Here is a 16,113-nt window from a genome sequence, read left to right as displayed (position 1 = left end):
TCACTCCAGGGGGCAGACGGAGAAGTTGACCGTCCTGCTACTGGAGACCGGCGAGGTGAGCTGGAAGGTCACCGTGTGGTTGCCGGGCTTCAGCAGGTGTCCCTGAGAGGGGACGGTGCCGGTGTAGCCGTCGCCGGCGATGCCCGACGTTCCGCGAGCCACTCTCTTCCCGTCCAGGACCCACGCGTAGGAGAACGACAGGCTGGGCTTGTTCGCCTCCACCGTGGCGGCGAAAGCCAGAAACTCGTCGTAGCAGTCGGAGGTCGCCGTCTTCGGCCATCCCTGCACCTCGGCCGAGATGATTCTGAATGTTCCCTTGGTGGCGGGCTTCTTGGTGGTGCGGGCGGGAGTGGGGGTCGGCTGCTCGGTCGTGCGCCGCGGGGTGGGCGCGGGCTCCTGAGTCCGTGTCCGGGTGGGTTTCGGGGTCGGCTTCCGGGTCGGCTTCGGCGTCGACTTGGGAGGCTTTCTGGTCCGCCGAGGAGGGGGTGTCGCGACCTCGGCGGAGGTGACGGACCCGGGGGAGTTCGTCGCCGTGCCGGACGGAGCGGCCAGGAGTCCCGTTTGGGGCACGAGCCACACCACGCCCGCGACCAGGGCGACCACCCCCGCTACGGCGCCTCCGGCGACCAGCGGGACGTTGACGCGACCGGAGGAGGGGGCGCGTCTCCGTCCCGCCGCCCTCCCCGGCGCCGTGGCCTGCTGCTGCTCCTGCCCGCCGAGGAGGTGCAGGAGCACGTCCCGCATGGCCGGGCGCCGCAGTGGGTCCTTGTCCAGACACCGGTACACGATCGAGCGCAGCGCCTGCCCCGGCAGGTCGCCGAGTTGGGGCTCGTTGTTCAGGATGCGGTTGATGATCGCGGGGAGGGTGTCGTTGCCGAAGGGCGGCGTGCCCGTCGCCGCGAACACGATGACCGACGCCCACGCGAACACGTCGGCGGCCGGGCCGATCTGCTGCCCCCCGAGCTGCTCGGGAGCCATGTAGGCGGGGGTGCCGATGACCGCGCTGGTGACCGTGGCGGCGGCGTCGGTGGTGCGGGCGATGCCGAAGTCGATGACGCGCGGTCCACCGGGGCCGAGCAGGACGTTCGCCGGTTTGAAGTCCCGGTGCACCACACCGGCCTGGTGGATCGCGGCCAGCGCCGTCGCGGTGGCGACGGCGAGCCTTTGCAGGTCCGCCCCGGTGTGCCGGCCCGCCTGCTGCAGCGAGGGTCCCTCGACGTATTCGGTGACGATGTACGGCCTTCCTGTCACCGAGACGTCGAGCACCTGGGCGATGCAGAACGGTTCGACCCGGCGTGCGGCGGCGATCTCCTTCGCGAACCCCGCGTCGCCGGCCAGTCCGTCTTGCAGTACCTTGACCGCGACCAGCCTCCCGTCGGGAGCCTGCCCGAGGTAGACGACGCCCTGACCTCCAGCACCCAGCCGCCCGACGAACCGGTACGGGCCTACCCCCGCCGGGTCACCTGCGCGTAGTGGTTCGGCTTGCGGCATCGGGCGGTGACTCCTGAGGCGGATGGGAGCGGATCTTCTGCACCATAGCGGTATAAGTGGTGATTTGCCTGACGGTTTCCGCCATCCCCGCCCCTGAGATCATGAACTCTCCAGGGTGCCGGATGTCCTCCACACAGGAGATCGTCTGGCGGGACGAGTCGGTGCCGAGCCATGCCGTGATCCGGGCCGCTGATCCTTACCCGCCGCCCCGGCCCCGACTCCGCCCACTTGCTGCGCCGCGCCGCCGGCCCACCCAGAGGCGGGCCGGCGGTCAGCGTCTGACTGGGCCGGCGGTCAGAGGCGGTTCAGGCCGGTCACATGGAGTACGGCGCGGCCCTCCTCGTCGGAGGCGGCCAGATCGACCTGGGCGTCGATTCCCCAGTCGTGATCGTCGGCGGGGTCGTGGATGGTCTGCCTGACCCGCCAGAGCTCCTGCTCCTCCTGGATGCGGAGCAGGGCCGGGCCACGGGCGTCCGGGTCGGTGCGGATCTCCTCGTGGTCCTCGAAGTAGGCGTCCAGGGCCGCCCCCCAGTCGACGTCGGGCGCGAGCTCGGCCAGCGCCGCCTCGCGCTCCAGCGCGGCCAGTTCCACCATGCGGAACATCGCGTTGCGCACGAGCACGCGGAACGCGCGGGGATTGCCGGTGACCGGGCGCGGCTTGGTCTCGATCTCCTGCTCGGCGGCCAGGGCCGCCTCGGGGTTGGCCAGTTTCTCCCACTCGTCGATCAGGCTGGAGTCGACCTGGCGGACCAGCTCGCCGAGCCACTCGATCAGATCGACCAGGTCCTCGGTCTTGAGGTGCTCGGGGATGGTCCGGGACAGGGTCCGGTAGGCGTCCGCCAGGTAGCGCAGCACGGTGCCCTCGGAGCGGGCCAGGTCATAGTGCGCGACGTACTCGGTGAAGGTCATCGCGCGCTCGTACATGTCGCGGATCACCGACTTGGGGCTCACCGTGTAGTCGCCCACCCACGGGTGCCCGCGCCGGTACGTCTCGTACGCGCCGAGCAGCAGGTCGGCCAGCGGCATCGGATACATGACCTCGGCGAGCAGCTCCATCCGCTCCTCGTACTCGATCCCGTCGGCCTTCATCTCCGCGACCGCCTCGCCGCGCGCCTTGTTGAGCTGCGCGGACAGGATCTGGCGAGGATCGTCGAGAATGGACTCGACGATCGAGACCATGTCGAGCGCGTAGGCGGGGCTGTCCTGGGCGAGCAGCTCGAAGGACGCCAGCGCGAAGGTGGACAGCGCCTGGTTGAGCGCGAAGTCGTCCTGCAGGTCGATGGTGAGGCGGGCCATCCGGCCCTGGTCGTCGGGCTCGCGCAGCGTCTGGACCACGCCGCCGGCGAGCAGCGACCGGTAGATCGCGATGGCCTGGCTGATGTGCCGCCGCTGCCACTTGCGGTCCTCGTGGTTGTCGGTGAGCAGGTGCTTCATCGCGGCGAAGCAGTCGCCCGGCCGGTTGATCACCGCGAGCAGCATCGCGTTGCTCACCTTGAACCGGGAGTTCAGCGGCTCGGGCTCGGCGGTCTGCAGCTTCTCGAAGGTCTCCTCGCTCCAGCCGACGAAACCCTCTGGCGGCTTCTTCCTCGTGTAGCCGCGCCGCCGCTTCGGGTCGTCGCCGATCTTGGCCAGCGCCTTCTCGTTCTCCACGACGTGGTCGGGGGCCTGGCAGACGACGTAGCCGATGGTGTCGAAGCCCGCCCGCCCGGCCCGTCCGGCGATCTGGTGGAACTCCCTGGCCCGCAGCCTGCGCACCCGGGTGCCGTCGTACTTCGACAGGGCGGTGAACAGCACCGTGCGGATCGGCACGTTGACCCCGACGCCGAGCGTGTCGGTGCCGCAGATGACCTTCAGCAGCCCTGACTGCGCCAGCCGTTCCACCAGGCGGCGGTACTTGGGCAGCATCCCCGCGTGGTGGACTCCGATGCCGTGTCGTACCAGCCGGGAGAGGGCCTTGCCGAACTTGGTGGTGAACCGGAAGTGGCCGATCATGGCCGAGATCGCTTCCTTCTCGGCCTTGGTCGACATGTTGATGCTCATCAGCGCCTGGGCCCGTTCCATGGCGGCGGCCTGGGTGAAGTGCACCACGTAGACGGGGGCCTGGCCGGTGCTGAGCATCTCCTCCAGGGTCTCGTGCAGGGGGGTCAGCCGATAGGAGTAGATCAGCGGCACCGGCCGCTCGGCGTTCTTGATGACCGAGGTGGGGCGGCCGGTGCGCCGGGTCAGGTCCTCCTCGAACATGGCGACGTCGCCGAGCGTGGCCGACATCAGGATGAACTGCACATTCGGCAGCTCCAGCAGCGGGACCTGCCAGGCCCAGCCCCTGTCGGGCTCGGCGTAGAAGTGGAACTCGTCCATCACGACCTGGCCGATGTCGGCCGCCGCGCCGTCGCGCAGCGCGACGTTGGCAAGGATCTCCGCCGTGCAGCAGATGATGGGCGCGCCGGGGTTGACGCTGGCGTCGCCGGTCATCATGCCGACGTTCTCGGTGCCGAACACGGCGCACAGGTCGAAGAACTTCTCCGACACCAACGCTTTGATCGGCGCGCTGTAGAACGTGCGCACGTCCCTGGTCAGCGCTGTGAAATGAGCTCCCGCCGCCACCAGGCTCTTGCCCGACCCCGTCGGCGTGGACAGGATCACGTTGTTGCCCGAGACGACCTCGATCAGCGCCTCCTCCTGGTGCGGATAGAGGGTGAGCCCGCGCTCGGTGTTCCACGCCACGAAGGCGTCGAAGATCGAATCGGGGTCGGCGTCGATCTCGTCTGGTAGCTGCTCGATGAGGCTCACACTCACATCTTGCCGAAACCCGGGGAGTGGTCCATACCTGACGCGGCCAGTCAAGAATAAGTCGTACATGTCGGGTGGGCTCGGTGAGCGATCCTCATACCTGGGATGAGAACTGTCTCCCCAGGTGGAGGAGGGGTTCGCGGCGTTCTCGGGGAGTCGCCGCAGCCGTTACTGTGTGCTCTCGTTCGGTTACACACCCCCCGGAAGGAACTGCTACCGTGACCATCACCAGCTGTGCCATGGAGCCCCGTGTTCTCGTGCTCGAGGACGACATGAAGGCGGTGAAGGAGTTGGCCGGAATCGCCTACGGGCGCTACCTCGCGGCTACCGAGATGATCGGCTACGTCGGGACCGACGTCACCCGTCTTCGCAACGACGTCCTCAATCTCGCCACCGAGTTCACCGCCTTCAAGACCGAGGTGAAACTTGAGGCGGTTTACGTCAGGGGCGAGCTGTCCACCCTCAAGTCCAACGTTGTGACCCTCACGTCCGACGTGCAGGTCCTCAAGACCGACGTCGCGGGGCTCAAGTCGGACGTGTCTACTCTCAAGTCGGATGTGCAGGTCCTCAAGTCGGATGTCGCGGGGCTCAAGTCCGATGTGTCCGCCCTCACGTCCGACGTGCAGGTCCTCAAGACCGACGTCGCGGGGCTCAAGTCGGACGTGTCTACTCTCAAGTCGGATGTGCAGGTCCTCAAGTCGGATGTCGCGGGGCTCAAGTCCGATGTGTCCGCCCTCAAGACCGACGTGCAGATCCTCAAGACCGACGTGGAGACCCTCAAGTCGGATGTCGCGGAGTTGAAGGTCCGGATGGACAAGGTCGATGAGCGGCTGGATCGGATGGAGGGCCGGATGGAGGGACAGGATGTCGTCCTGAGGTCTCACGGCGAGATGCTCCAGGAGATCCTGCGCCGGTTGCCCGCAGCGGCCTAACACGACGAACGGGGAGTCCGCCGTAAAGGGCTCCCCGTTCACAATCGGTCAGAGGCGCGCCACCGTGGGGTTCATCCGCGTCGAGCCGGCCGCCGTCATGGGCGGATGATCTGCGGCGTGGAGTCCGACACGGCGAACACCCCCGCCTCCTCCACCGCGGCGAGCCGTGGGAAGCGCTCCTTCGGAAGCGGCCTTAGATCCGGCGTATATACTCCCGGTGTATAGTCGCCTCCCATGAGCGTCCCCCTCGCACTGCTCGGCCTGCTGGAACGGGAGCCGAGTCACGGATACGACCTGAAACGCGACTACGACACCTTCTTCGGCAGGGGCAAGCCCCTGCCCTTCGGCCAGGTCTATTCCACGCTCGGCCGGCTGGCCAGAGACGGCAAGGTCACCGCCGGGCAGAGCGAACCGGGCGACGGCCCCGACCGCAAGCGCTATGCCATCACCCCCGTGGGCAAGGACGAGGTCGAGGCGTGGCTGGCCGAGCCGGTCGCGGCCGAGCCGTACCTGCATACGGTGTTGTTCACCAAGGTCGTGCTGGCGCTGATGTTGGGCCGCGACGCGTCGGGTTATCTCGATGCCCAGCGTGCGACGCATATACGGCGCATGCGGGAACTGACCGAGATCAAGCGCTCCGGCAACCTGGTCGACGCGCTCCTGGCCGATCATGGCCTGTTCCGCCTTGAGGCCGACCTGCGGTGGATCGACGTCACCCAGGCCCGGCTGGGGGCGCTGGCGGCGGCGGTGCGCGACCGATGATCGTCAACGCTCTGCTGCGGGCCGAGGGGATCAGCCGCTCCTACGGCAACACGCCCGCGCTGCGGGAGGCCAGCCTGTCGGTGACCGCAGGCGAGGTCCTGGCCGTCATGGGACCCAGCGGTTCCGGCAAGTCAACGCTGTTGCACTGCCTGGCCGGGATCTTCACCCCGGACAGCGGCGAGGTGTGGTTCGACGGGCGGCGGCTGGACACGCTGAACGACGGCCGCCGCAGTGAGTTGCGGCGCGTCGCCTTCGGCTTCGTCTTCCAGTTCGGCCAGCTGGTGCCGGAGCTGACCGTGGCCGACAACGTGGCGTTGCCGCTGCTGCTCGGCCGTACCAGGCGCAAGCATGCCTATGCGCGGGCCGCCTCCTGGCTGGAGCGGCTGGAGCTGGCCGACCTGGGCGGCCGGCGTACCGGGGAGCTGTCCGGCGGGCAGGCGCAGCGGGTGGCCATCGCCAGGGCGCTGGTGACCGGGCCGCGGGTCGTCTTCGCCGACGAGCCGACCGGCGCGCTCGACTCGCTCACCGGTGAACTCGTGATGGAGCTGCTGGTGGGCCTGGCCCGCGAGGAGGGCACCACCGTGATCGTGGTGACCCACGACGCCCGGGTGGCCGCCTGCGCCGACCGGGAGGTCGTCGTGCGCGACGGCCGGGTCACCGACCCGTACGCGAGCGGGGTCGGCCGATGATCCTGCTGGGCCTGCGGCTGTCGCTGAGCGGTGGCCGGGAGGCGGCGGCCAGGCTGGCGCTGATCGTCGTCGGCGTGGCGGTCGGCGTCGCGGTGCTGCTGGCCACGCTGTCGCTCTTCAACGCCTTCCAGGCCACCGGCGACCGCCTGTGCTGGGAGTGCACGCGCGGCACGGCGCCCAGCGGCTGGGCACTCGATGCCACCAATGACGGTGCCTTGTGGAACCGCCACGAGGACTACTACGCGGGCCAGACGATCAAAAGGCTGGACGCCGCCGCGCTCGGCAGCCGGGCACCGGTCATCCCCGGCCTGTCCCGCATGCCCGGCCCAGGCCAGTACTACGCGTCGCCCGCGCTGGCCAGGTTGCTGGACTCGGCGCCGCGCGAGCAACTCGCCGACCGCTTCCCCGGTACTCGCGCCGGGTTGATCGGCCAGGCCGCGCTGTCCGGGCCCGACGACCTGGCCATCGTGGTGGGGCTGACGCTGCAGCAGGTCGCCGCGATGCCCGGTGCCCAGCAGGTCGACATGGTCGCCACCGAGCCCGCGGTCGACGGCAACGCCGACGTCTACCAGTTCGGATTCGTCGTCGCCGCCATCGGGCTGATCGTCCCGCTGCTGGTGCTGGTGGGCACCGCCACCCGGCTGGCGGCCGCGCGGCGCGAGATGCGCCTGGCGGCGATCCGGCTGGTGGGCGCCACCTCCCGGCAGGTCAACGTGCTCGCCGCGGTGGACGCCGCCCTCGGTGCGCTGCTCGGCGCGCTGGCCGGCCTCGCGCTCTTCCAGGTGGTACGGCCCGCGCTGGCCGGGGTGCGGATCACCGAGTTTCGCTTCTTCCCCGAGCTGATCGCCCCGCAGCCCTGGCAGTACGCGGCCGTGCTCGTCTGTGTGCCGGTCGTCGCGGCGTGCGCCGCGCTGTGGTCGCTGCGCCGGGTGCGGATCTCACCGCTCGGCGCGGCCAGGAAGGTCACGCCGCCCCCGCCGCGGGCGTGGCGGCTGATCCCGCTGCTGGCCGGGCTGGGACTGTTCGCGGGCCCGGTGTACCGGAACGGCAAGGAGCCCGACGCCTTGCTGGCCGGCGCGGGGCTCGCCCTGATCATGGGCGGGCTGGTCTTGGCCGGGCCCTGGCTGACGATGCGGGCCGCGCGCCAGGCCGCCCGGCTGACCCGGAGCGCGGCGACGCTGCTGGCCGCGCAGCGGATGGCCGCGGACCCCAAGGCCGCCTTCCGCGCGGTGAGCGGGCTCGTGCTGGCGGTGTTCATCGGCACGGCGATCGCGGGCATCGTCCCCGCGGTGCTCTCCGGCCAGCAGGCCGTGGCCGGCGGCGCGCTGAACCACGTGCTGCGCGCCCAGTTCGCCCGGCCCGGCGTCACGGGGCTGTCCCAGCAGGTGCAGGCGGACCTGCTCGCCCGCCTGCGCGGCTACCCGGGCGTGGAGGTGCTGCCGATCTACGCCAAGACGGACTCGGCGACCATCCCTCTGCCTGCTGACGGTTCACCGCCCGCGACGACCGTCGTCGAATGCGCGAGCCTGGCCCGCTTCCCCGTGCTCGGGCGGTGCCCGGCGTCCGCGCAGGCCGTGGCGGGCGCCTTCTACCGCGTGGTCAACGTCGACAACCCGCTCACCATCGACAAGATCCTCCCCCTCGCGGGACCCGCCAGCCAATCCGTCTCCACCACGACCGGCCTCGACCTGGAGTCGATCCTGATCTCCACGGCCGACACGGCGGCGGTGGAGCGGATCCGCACGCTGCTGGCGGAGCACACCGCTGACGCTCCGATGACCTTCGCCGAGGTCGCCCAGGTCAGAGCGACCCTGTACACCCGGGGCGAGAACATCGCGCTGGCCATGGTCGCGCTGACCCTGCTCGTCGGCGGCTGCAGCCTCGTGGTGGCGGTCGGCGGCGGGCTGGTGGAGCGCAGGCAGCCGTTCACCCTGCTGCGGCTGGCCGGCACCCCCACCCGCACCCTGGCCGGGGTGGTGCTGCTGGAGTCCGCGCTGCCGCTCGTGCTGGCCGCCGTGCTCGCCGCCGGCGCCGGGTTCGGCGTGGCCGAGCCGCTCATCGACCAGCTCGCGATGAAGGGCGCCTCCCTGGCGATGCCCGGACCTGTCTACTTCGCGACCGTCGGCGGCGGACTAGCCGCCTCCCTGCTGGTGATTCTCATGGGCCTGCCGCTGCTCAGGCGCATGACCGCGCCGGACAACGCCCGATTCGAATAGGAGCCCCATGACGCTCAGACCGCGACTGGCCGTGCTGATCGCGCTGGTCCTGCTCGCCTCCACCGTGGTGGTGGTGCGTGCGAACACGCCTGCCGTGGCCGGCGACGAGCGCCACTCCGCCACGATCCGGCGCACCGAGTACGGCATCCCGCACATCTCCGCCAAGGACTACGGCGGCCTCGGATTCGGGTACGGCTACGCCTTCGCGCAGGACAACCTCTGCGTGCTGGCCTCGTGGGTGGTGACGCTGCGGGGTGAGCGATCCCGGCACTTCGGCGCCACGGCCATGTCCGACGACCCGGTCAGCCCGGTCACCAACTTCGCCAGCGACGTCTACTACAAGAGCGTCACGGACTCGGGCGTCGTGCGGCGGCTGCTGGCCCGGCCCGCGCCGGTGGGGCCGAGTGACGAACTGCGCCGCCTGGTCGACGGCTACGTCGCGGGCTACAACGACTACCTCCAGGAAACCGGCGTGGCGAACCTGCCCGACCCCACCTGCCGGGGCAAAGCCTGGGCCGGCCCCATCACGGCCATGGACATGTGGAACAACCTGCTCGACCTCAACCGCATGGCCGGAAGCTCCCAGCTCAAGGAGGCCATCACCGGGGTCGCCGAGCCGCAGGCCGAAGGCCCGGTCAAGAGACAGGCTCCGGGCAGCAACGGCTGGGCGCTGGGCCGCCAGGCGACGCGCGACGGCCACGGCATGCTGCTGGCCGACCCGCACTTCCCATGGAACGGGATCCGCCGCTTCTACCAGGTGCAGCTCACCATCCCCGGCGTGCTCGACGTCTCCGGCGGCAGCCTGTACGGCACGCCGGTCGTCCAGATCGGCCACAACGCGAGCGTGGCCTGGACCCACACCGTCTCGCACGCCCAGCGCTTCACCGTCTACCAGTTGAAGCTCGCGGGCGACCGTACCAGCTACCTGGTGGACGGCCGGGCGGAGCCGCTGGGCCGCCAGGAGGTGGAGGTCACCCTGCAGGACGGCACCACCACGGGCCACACGCTCTACACCTCGCGCTACGGCCCGGTGCTCGCCGCCGGGCACACGGACAAGGTCGCCTACGCGCTGGCCGACGCCAACGCCGCCAATCTGCGCACGGCCGACGAGTGGCTGGCGATGGCCAGAGCGAGGAACCTCGCCCAGCTACGTGCGGCCCAGGTCACCCATCAGGGAATGGCGTTCGTCCACACGCTCGCCACCGACATCGGCGGGACCGCCCACTTCGCCGACGCCTCGGTCGTCCCCCACGTCACCGACGCCCAGGCCCGCCGCTGCGCCAAGCCCTCGCCCATTCCGGGGCTGGAGGCATACGTCTTGGACGGCTCGACCTCCGCGTGCCTGTGGGGGAAGGATCGCGACGCCGTCGTGCCCGGCATCTTCGGGCCGGGCAACCAACCCAAGCTGACCCGCGCCGACTACGTGGCCAACTCCAACAACACCTTCTGGATGACGAACCCGTCGGCGCCGCTGACCGGCTACCAGCGCGCGTGGGGCGAGCCGCGCACCGACGTGGAGCCGCGCCCCCGGGTCAGCCTGGACATGATCGCCCAGCGGCTGTCCGGGGCCGACGGGCTCGGCGCGCCCGGCTTCACCCTTGAAACGCTGCAGGAAACCGCGTACGCCAAGCGCAACTACAGCTTCGAGCTGATGCGCTCGGATCTGCTGAAGCTGTGCCGTACCCACCCCGAACCGACCGCGTCCGACGGCGAGCGGGTGAACGTGCGCGAGGCCTGCGGGACGCTGGAGAACTGGGACGGGCGCGCCACCCTGGACGGCCAGGGGGCCATCCTGTGGCGCGAGTTCTTCACCCGGATGAGGCGTCCCACCAAGCCGGGAGAGCCCGAATTCAGCCCTTGGCGGGTGCCGTTCGATTCCGCGCATCCGCTGACCACCCCGCGGGGGCTCAAGCGCGACGACCCGGCGGTACGGCAGGCACTGGCCGATGCCGTGCTCTTCTTCCAGGCCAACCGCATCCCCCTGACGCTCACCCCGGGCCAGGCGCAGCGCTACTCCTCGATCCCGGTTCCCGGCTGCACCGAGGGGGAGGGCTGCTTCGACAGGGTCCGCATGCGCGGCCCGCTCGGCCCCGACGGGCGCTACTCGGAGGTGGACACCGGCTCCAGCTTCATGATGGCCGTCGAACTCACCCCCGACGGCCCCCGCACTCGTACCATCCTCACCTACTCCCTCTCCGCCAACCCCGCCTCACCCCATCACACCGACCAGACGGTCCTGTTCTCGCGCGGCCAGTGGGTCACCGGGCGCTTCACCGAAGCCGAGATCGCCGCCGACCCGCATCTGCGGACCACCACAGTGCGCGGGTGACGTACACGACGTTGAGCGACCGGAGTTGACCGGCATCGACCGGTCAACTCCGATTACCGCTCGGCGCGCGAGACACCTGGTCGAACAACGCCACGACCTCATCCCGGACCGCCCACACCGGCGCGAACGACGTGGCGGACTGCGGCGCCGGGCAAAGTAACAGCAGGTCAAGCCCATCCGTTAACGGTTGAATGTGACCCGTCGTGCGAGGCCGCGCTTTGGTCGTCAGTCGAAGCCGGGGTCGCAGACCTTCACCGTGACGCTTCTCTGGACGCTGACAGGTGTGATCACACGGAGGACGACCCGGTACACGCCGCCCTTCGGGAAGTCTGGGGGCCCGAGGATGGCCTTGGCCGGAGTGGTGGCGACGACTCTGGGCTTGTCGGCCCCATTGATCACCCACCGGTAGCTGACCTCGGTGCCCTTGCGGGTGCCCGGGATGTGGCCGTACAGCGCCAGGTCGTGGCGCAGGCAGTCGCCCTGTGCGATGGCCTCCTTGGTTATGCTCACCGAACCCACACCGCCGGTCGCCGTGGTGGGTTCGTCGGTCTCCGTCGGCTTGGTGCTCGGGGTCGCCTTCGCGGTCTGCTTCGCCGGTGTGGAGGTGGGGTCTGCCGTCGGCTTCGTGGCGGTCTCGTCTGGTGTGCGAGTGGGTCGGTCGCGCGGTGGTTTCTCGGACTGCTTCGCCTTTTCCTTGGCGGGGGTGCGCTCCTTGCCGGGGGTGGGCTCCTTGGGAGTGAGCGAGCCCACGCCGGAAGGGAGGGCGACCGCGCTGCTGGTGCTGCTCGGCTGGGGCGTGTCCGCCGACCAGACGAGGACGGCCGTGGCGACGGCGGCCGACACACCCAGCGCCCCCGTGGCCGCGAGCACGGCATTGCGGCGGTTCCGGGGCGCGGTCTTCCGCCCGGTACGCGAAGGCGAAGGGGGTGGCGGCGGCGGAGGAGGAGGCGGTGCATGGCCGCCGATGAGTTGGAAGAGCACGTCCTGCATGGCCGGGCGGTGGGCGGGGTCCTTGGCCAGGCAACCGTGCACGATCGAGCGCAGCGGCTCCGGCAGGTCGGCCAGCGGCGGGTTCTCATACAGAACCCTGTTGATCACCGCCGGGATCGAGTCATTGCCGAAGGGCGGGGTGCCGGTCGCGGCGAACACGATGACCAGCGCCCAGGCGAAGACGTCGGTGGGGGGCCCGACGGTCTGTCCCAGGACCTGTTCGGGAGCCATGTAGGAGGGGGTGCCGACGACGCTGCTGGTGACGGTGACCGAGGCGCCGAGGGTGCGGGCGATGCCGAAGTCGATGACCCGCGGCCCGTCCCGGCCGAGCAACACGTTGTCGGGCTTGAAGTCGCGGTGCACGACACCCGCACGGTGGATGGCGGCCAGCGCCGTCGCGGTGGCGACGGCCAGCCGCTGCAGATCCGCCCCGAAGTGCCGGCCCGCCTGCTGCAGCGACGGCCCCTCGACGTACTCGGTCACGATGTACGGCCGGCCGCCGAGCGACGCGTCGAGCACCTGGGCGATGCAGAACGGCTCGACCCTGCGCGCGGCGGCGATCTCCTTGGCGAAGCGGTCGTCGCCGGTCACGTCCTCCCGCAGCACCTTGATCGCGACCGGCCTGCCGTCGGGGGCCTGCCCGAGGTAGACGACGCCTTGGCCGCCCGCGCCCAGCCGCCCGACGAACCGGTAGGGGCCTACCCCCGCCGGGTCACCCGCGCGTAATGGTTCGGCTTGCGGCATCGGGCGGTGACTCCTGAGGCGGATGGGAGTAGATCTTACGCACCTTAGCGGGATTTATGGTGTTTTGTTCGGCGGTTGGGTTCCACGGCTACCGCACCTATTCCTTGCCATGATCTCCCGGTAGGGGCCCATGCCCGGCCGGGAGTTGCCCGCCCGTGATGAGGGGCGCTGTCGAATTCACCCCCGACGCCACGCGTTGCCGGCGCAGAGCCGGGAGCGCCGGGTCTCACCGACCCGCCACTCCCAGCGCTCGGTCGGCCGGCTGCGCTCGCGTACGAACGCTCGCCAGACGGAGCGGGAACTCGCCGCGTGATATCCACATGCCCGCAGGCAGAGCGCTGCTGGAAGGTGTAAGCCGGATCCACCTGAACGAGCGCGATCCCGGCGCGGGCCGCCTTATAGAAGAACCGGCCTGACCAGGAAACCTTCGTCTGTACGTCATGTGGCTTCGCTGAGCACGCCGACGTCAACGCGGCCCGCGACATCGCCTCGCGCGGTGTGGCGGGCTGTGAGTCACGCTGCCGACGACGCGGTCTGAACCGTCGAATCCATCGACGGCGAGGAACTGCAAGCTCGGTCGTTACGGCCGAGAAGCTGACTAGCATGCTCCGCATGGCTGACAGTCGGTTGATCACGAGCAGCATGATTCCGTCCGAGGGGAATCTTTCCGACTTCGCCGTGGCCGATGTAAAGGGGCGGCCACTGGTGGTGTGCGCCGACGGCGGCGACGTGTGGACTTGGGACCTGCTCGGGGATGAGTGGCTGAAGCGACCGCTGACGGATTTCGATAACGGGTCGTACGGAATTCCCGTGTATCCGGACTTCTCACATGTGGCCGTAGACGTGGTCGATGGGCAGGTGCTGTTCGCTGCGGGCGGGGAGCACCAGGGGCCGGGCCTGTGGGATTTGATGAGCGGTGACCTGCTCAATGCCCCGCCGGAGTTTCGCAGCTGTGTTCACGCGATCGACCTGACTCGGGTGGATGGGCGCACGGTTCTCGTGGCGGGCGTGGCGATTCCCGAGGTCTATATATGGGATCCGTCGGATCCCGAAGTGGAAGCGTGGGGTCCTTCGGATGACGAGTTCGCGGAGGAGCAGGAGCCCCGGGAGCTTCCCGGGCATTCGGACGAGATGTGCGGTCTCGTAATAGGGCGGCTCGGTGGGCGGCCGGTCGTGGTGTCGGGCGGCGACAGCAGAGTCCTGATGTCGGATCTTGAATCTGGTGAGCCGGTCCACGAGTGGTCTGCCGGCGACCAGGTCAACGCTGTGGCGCTGTCCGAGGTCGGTGGCCGTCCAGTCGTGCTGGCGGTGGCCGACCCCGGCGAGCTACGAATCTGGGACGCGGTCGGCGGCGGGCTGATCGGGAACCTGCTCACCGGTCACGAGGACCGTGTTTCCACCTTGGCCGCCGCGGTGGTCGGAGCTCGGACACTCGCGGTGACCGGCGGCGACGATGGGACGGCGCGGGTCTGGGATCTTGCCGATGGCGGGCAGATCGGGGCCCCACTGGCCGGACACAGGGGCGAAATCTGGACCGTGGCGCTTACCCCGGTGGCTGGTCGCCACGTCGTACTGACGGCGGGACGAGACGGGATCGTACGTGTCTGGGACCCATCGACCTGATGGCATTGACCGCGTGATCGACATGCCCTCCTGTGGAGGCGTATCGGACCGGACGGAACGCGGCACCAGTCGACGTCGTTCGCGTCGGCGGTGGTGCGCATCGCGGACGGCAGGCCGTTACGCGCGTGCCGCGGGGGCGGTCAGTAGCAGGCCGCCCAGGATGGCGATCAGCGCGAGCACCGGCGCGAAACCGGGCGCGAAACCGGTGACGGTCAGGGTGAGCAGGCCGCCGCCGACCAGCGTTCCCGCGGCCAGCATGGCGGACCAGGACGCCGAGCCGTACGGCAGGGCGGGCGGCTCCTCGAAGCGGGCGAAGCACCGCAGCAGCGGATACATCACCAGGGCCAGCAGGCCCAGCCACAGCGGCCAGCCCGCGAACCACGCCAGGCTGCCGGGGGCGGGGGTGTCGATGCCCAGGCCGACGACGACCAGGCCGGTGACGACGAACAGCGCGGGCATGTGCCAGAGGTAGACGGTCATGATGCGCGGCCCGGCCCAGCCGATCACCTTCTGCCAGCGCAGCCGCATGATCAACGGCCGGAGCAGGACGGCCAGGCCGAGCTGCCCGGCGGCCACGGCCAGCATCGCCAGGGTGGGCGGCGCCATGTTCGAGATCTCCGCGCCGGGCAGGCCGATCATGCTTCCCGGGTACGGGCCGTAGGCCACCAGCAGAGCGGCGAGGCCGAAGCCGCCGACCGCGAGCGGGACCGGCCGGGTGAGGCGGCCCTGCGCGTAGAAGAAGCCGAGCTGGTGCACGGTCATCCAGACGAACACGATGTTGAGGTACCCGGCCCAGTCCAGCCCGCTGGTGAACCTGAGGACGTCGACCAGGACGGCCCCGGCGGCCAGTACGGCGGGCACGCGCAGGCCGTACCTCTCGTGGGCGCGCAGCATCAGCGGTGTGAGGGTGACGGCGATGACGTAGACGGCCAGGAACCACAGCAGCTGGCCGGTCAGCCGGGAGCCCACCTCGACGGGCTGGGCCGGCAGGCCGGCGGCGAGCAGCAGGTGGGGCAGCGGGATCCAGACCGCCGCCAGGGCCAGGACCGGCCAGGCGAGCCGGCGCAGCCGTACGGCCAGCCAGGCGGGAGCGCCGCCCGTGCTGCGGCCGAAGCTGATCGCGTTGGCGGCCCCGCCCGCGAAGAAGACGAGCGGCATCACCTGGCTGATCCAGGTGACGGTCCACACGCCGGGCGTCGCGAGGGCGTTGCCCGTGGTGATGCGGACGCCGTCGTAGGACAGCAGCGGGATGCTCCAGTGCTGGAGCACCACGAGGGCCATGCCGAACAGCCTGAGGACGTCGATGAACAGGTCCCGGCGCGCGGTGGGCGGGCGGTGCGGCGCGGGCGTGGCGCGTGGCGCTGGTCGTTCCAGGAGGACGGTCACGGCGAGCTCGATTCGTCAGCGGGGCGGGCTGGATCGAGCCTGTCCGCTGGACGTCGCGGGCACAGTGACGTGGCCTGGCCTCATCGCCGCAGAGTGCGCACCACCGTCCGCGGTAGGGCCCGCCCTACCGTCGGCGGGCGCTACCGGGGAAGGTAGGGCGG

General features: G+C 70.2%; 11 protein-coding genes. 6 read left to right on the top strand and 5 right to left on the bottom strand.

Annotated elements, in window-relative coordinates:
* Both MBA17_RS33670 and MBA17_RS33665 read right to left on the bottom strand, forming a co-directional pair.
* Complete coding sequence (locus tag MBA17_RS33670; protein WP_238501251.1) at window positions 1–1,491, bottom strand: protein kinase domain-containing protein; 1,491 nt, start codon at window positions 1,489–1,491, stop codon at window positions 1–3.
* 294 nt (window positions 1,492–1,785) lie between these two features.
* Entirely contained in the window at window positions 1,786–4,281 is a 2,496-nt protein-coding gene (locus MBA17_RS33665; protein WP_238501250.1) for a DEAD/DEAH box helicase, read from the bottom strand.
* A 218-nt stretch (window positions 4,282–4,499) separates the two neighbouring features.
* On the opposite strand from MBA17_RS33665, the gene MBA17_RS33660 reads away from it, so the two are divergent.
* The 5 genes from MBA17_RS33660 to MBA17_RS33640 all read left to right on the top strand — a co-directional run bounded on the left by MBA17_RS33660 (window position 4,500) and on the right by MBA17_RS33640 (window position 11,209).
* Window positions 4,500–5,213 carry a coiled-coil domain-containing protein gene (locus tag MBA17_RS33660; protein WP_238501247.1) on the top strand — a complete coding sequence of 238 codons (714 nt, stop codon included), beginning with the start codon at window positions 4,500–4,502 and terminating at the stop codon, window positions 5,211–5,213.
* A gap of 234 nt (window positions 5,214–5,447) precedes the next feature.
* Window positions 5,448–5,975 carry a PadR family transcriptional regulator gene (locus MBA17_RS33655; RefSeq protein ID WP_238501245.1) on the top strand — a complete coding sequence of 176 codons (528 nt, stop codon included), beginning with the start codon at window positions 5,448–5,450 and terminating at the stop codon, window positions 5,973–5,975.
* The gene (locus MBA17_RS33650) at window positions 5,972–6,664 is read left to right on the top strand and encodes an ABC transporter ATP-binding protein (RefSeq protein WP_238501243.1); all 693 of its coding nucleotides are present in this window, start codon (window positions 5,972–5,974) and stop codon (window positions 6,662–6,664) included. Before MBA17_RS33655 ends, MBA17_RS33650 begins: the two co-directional genes overlap by 4 nt.
* Window positions 6,661–8,880: an FtsX-like permease family protein gene (locus MBA17_RS33645; protein WP_238501241.1), complete on the top strand. Its 2,220-nt coding sequence runs from the start codon at window positions 6,661–6,663 to the stop codon at window positions 8,878–8,880. The genes MBA17_RS33650 and MBA17_RS33645 overlap by 4 nt, the downstream gene beginning before the upstream one ends.
* Before the next feature lie 7 nt (window positions 8,881–8,887).
* Window positions 8,888–11,209: a penicillin acylase family protein gene (locus tag MBA17_RS33640; protein WP_238501240.1), complete on the top strand. Its 2,322-nt coding sequence runs from the start codon at window positions 8,888–8,890 to the stop codon at window positions 11,207–11,209.
* 225 nt (window positions 11,210–11,434) lie between these two features.
* On the opposite strand, the gene MBA17_RS33635 is transcribed toward MBA17_RS33640, so the two are convergent.
* Window positions 11,435–12,943 (bottom strand): serine/threonine-protein kinase, encoded by a 1,509-nt coding sequence (locus MBA17_RS33635; RefSeq protein ID WP_238501238.1) that lies wholly within the window; start codon window positions 12,941–12,943, stop codon window positions 11,435–11,437.
* A 44-nt stretch (window positions 12,944–12,987) separates the two neighbouring features.
* On the bottom strand, window positions 12,988–13,428 hold the full coding sequence (locus MBA17_RS50650; protein WP_455432910.1) for a zinc ribbon domain-containing protein: 441 nt from the start codon (window positions 13,426–13,428) through the stop codon (window positions 12,988–12,990).
* Between the two features lie 127 nt (window positions 13,429–13,555).
* Between MBA17_RS50650 and MBA17_RS33630 the strand changes: the two genes are divergently transcribed.
* Window positions 13,556–14,566: a WD40 repeat domain-containing protein gene (locus MBA17_RS33630; protein ID WP_238501236.1), complete on the top strand. Its 1,011-nt coding sequence runs from the start codon at window positions 13,556–13,558 to the stop codon at window positions 14,564–14,566.
* Window positions 14,567–14,683: 117 nt separating this feature from the next.
* Here the strand turns inward: MBA17_RS33630 and MBA17_RS33625 are convergent, their stop codons facing one another.
* Window positions 14,684–15,952 (bottom strand): acyltransferase family protein, encoded by a 1,269-nt coding sequence (locus MBA17_RS33625; protein ID WP_238501233.1) that lies wholly within the window; start codon window positions 15,950–15,952, stop codon window positions 14,684–14,686.
* Window positions 15,953–16,113: the final 161 nt, after the last annotated feature.

This window comes from Dolomitihabitans soli, from assembly GCF_022213955.1.
Classification (GTDB): domain Bacteria; phylum Actinomycetota; class Actinomycetes; order Streptosporangiales; family Streptosporangiaceae; genus Streptosporangium_A; species Streptosporangium_A soli.
Note: the sequence above shows the minus strand (reverse complement) of the source record. Positions and strands in the feature narration are given on the sequence as shown.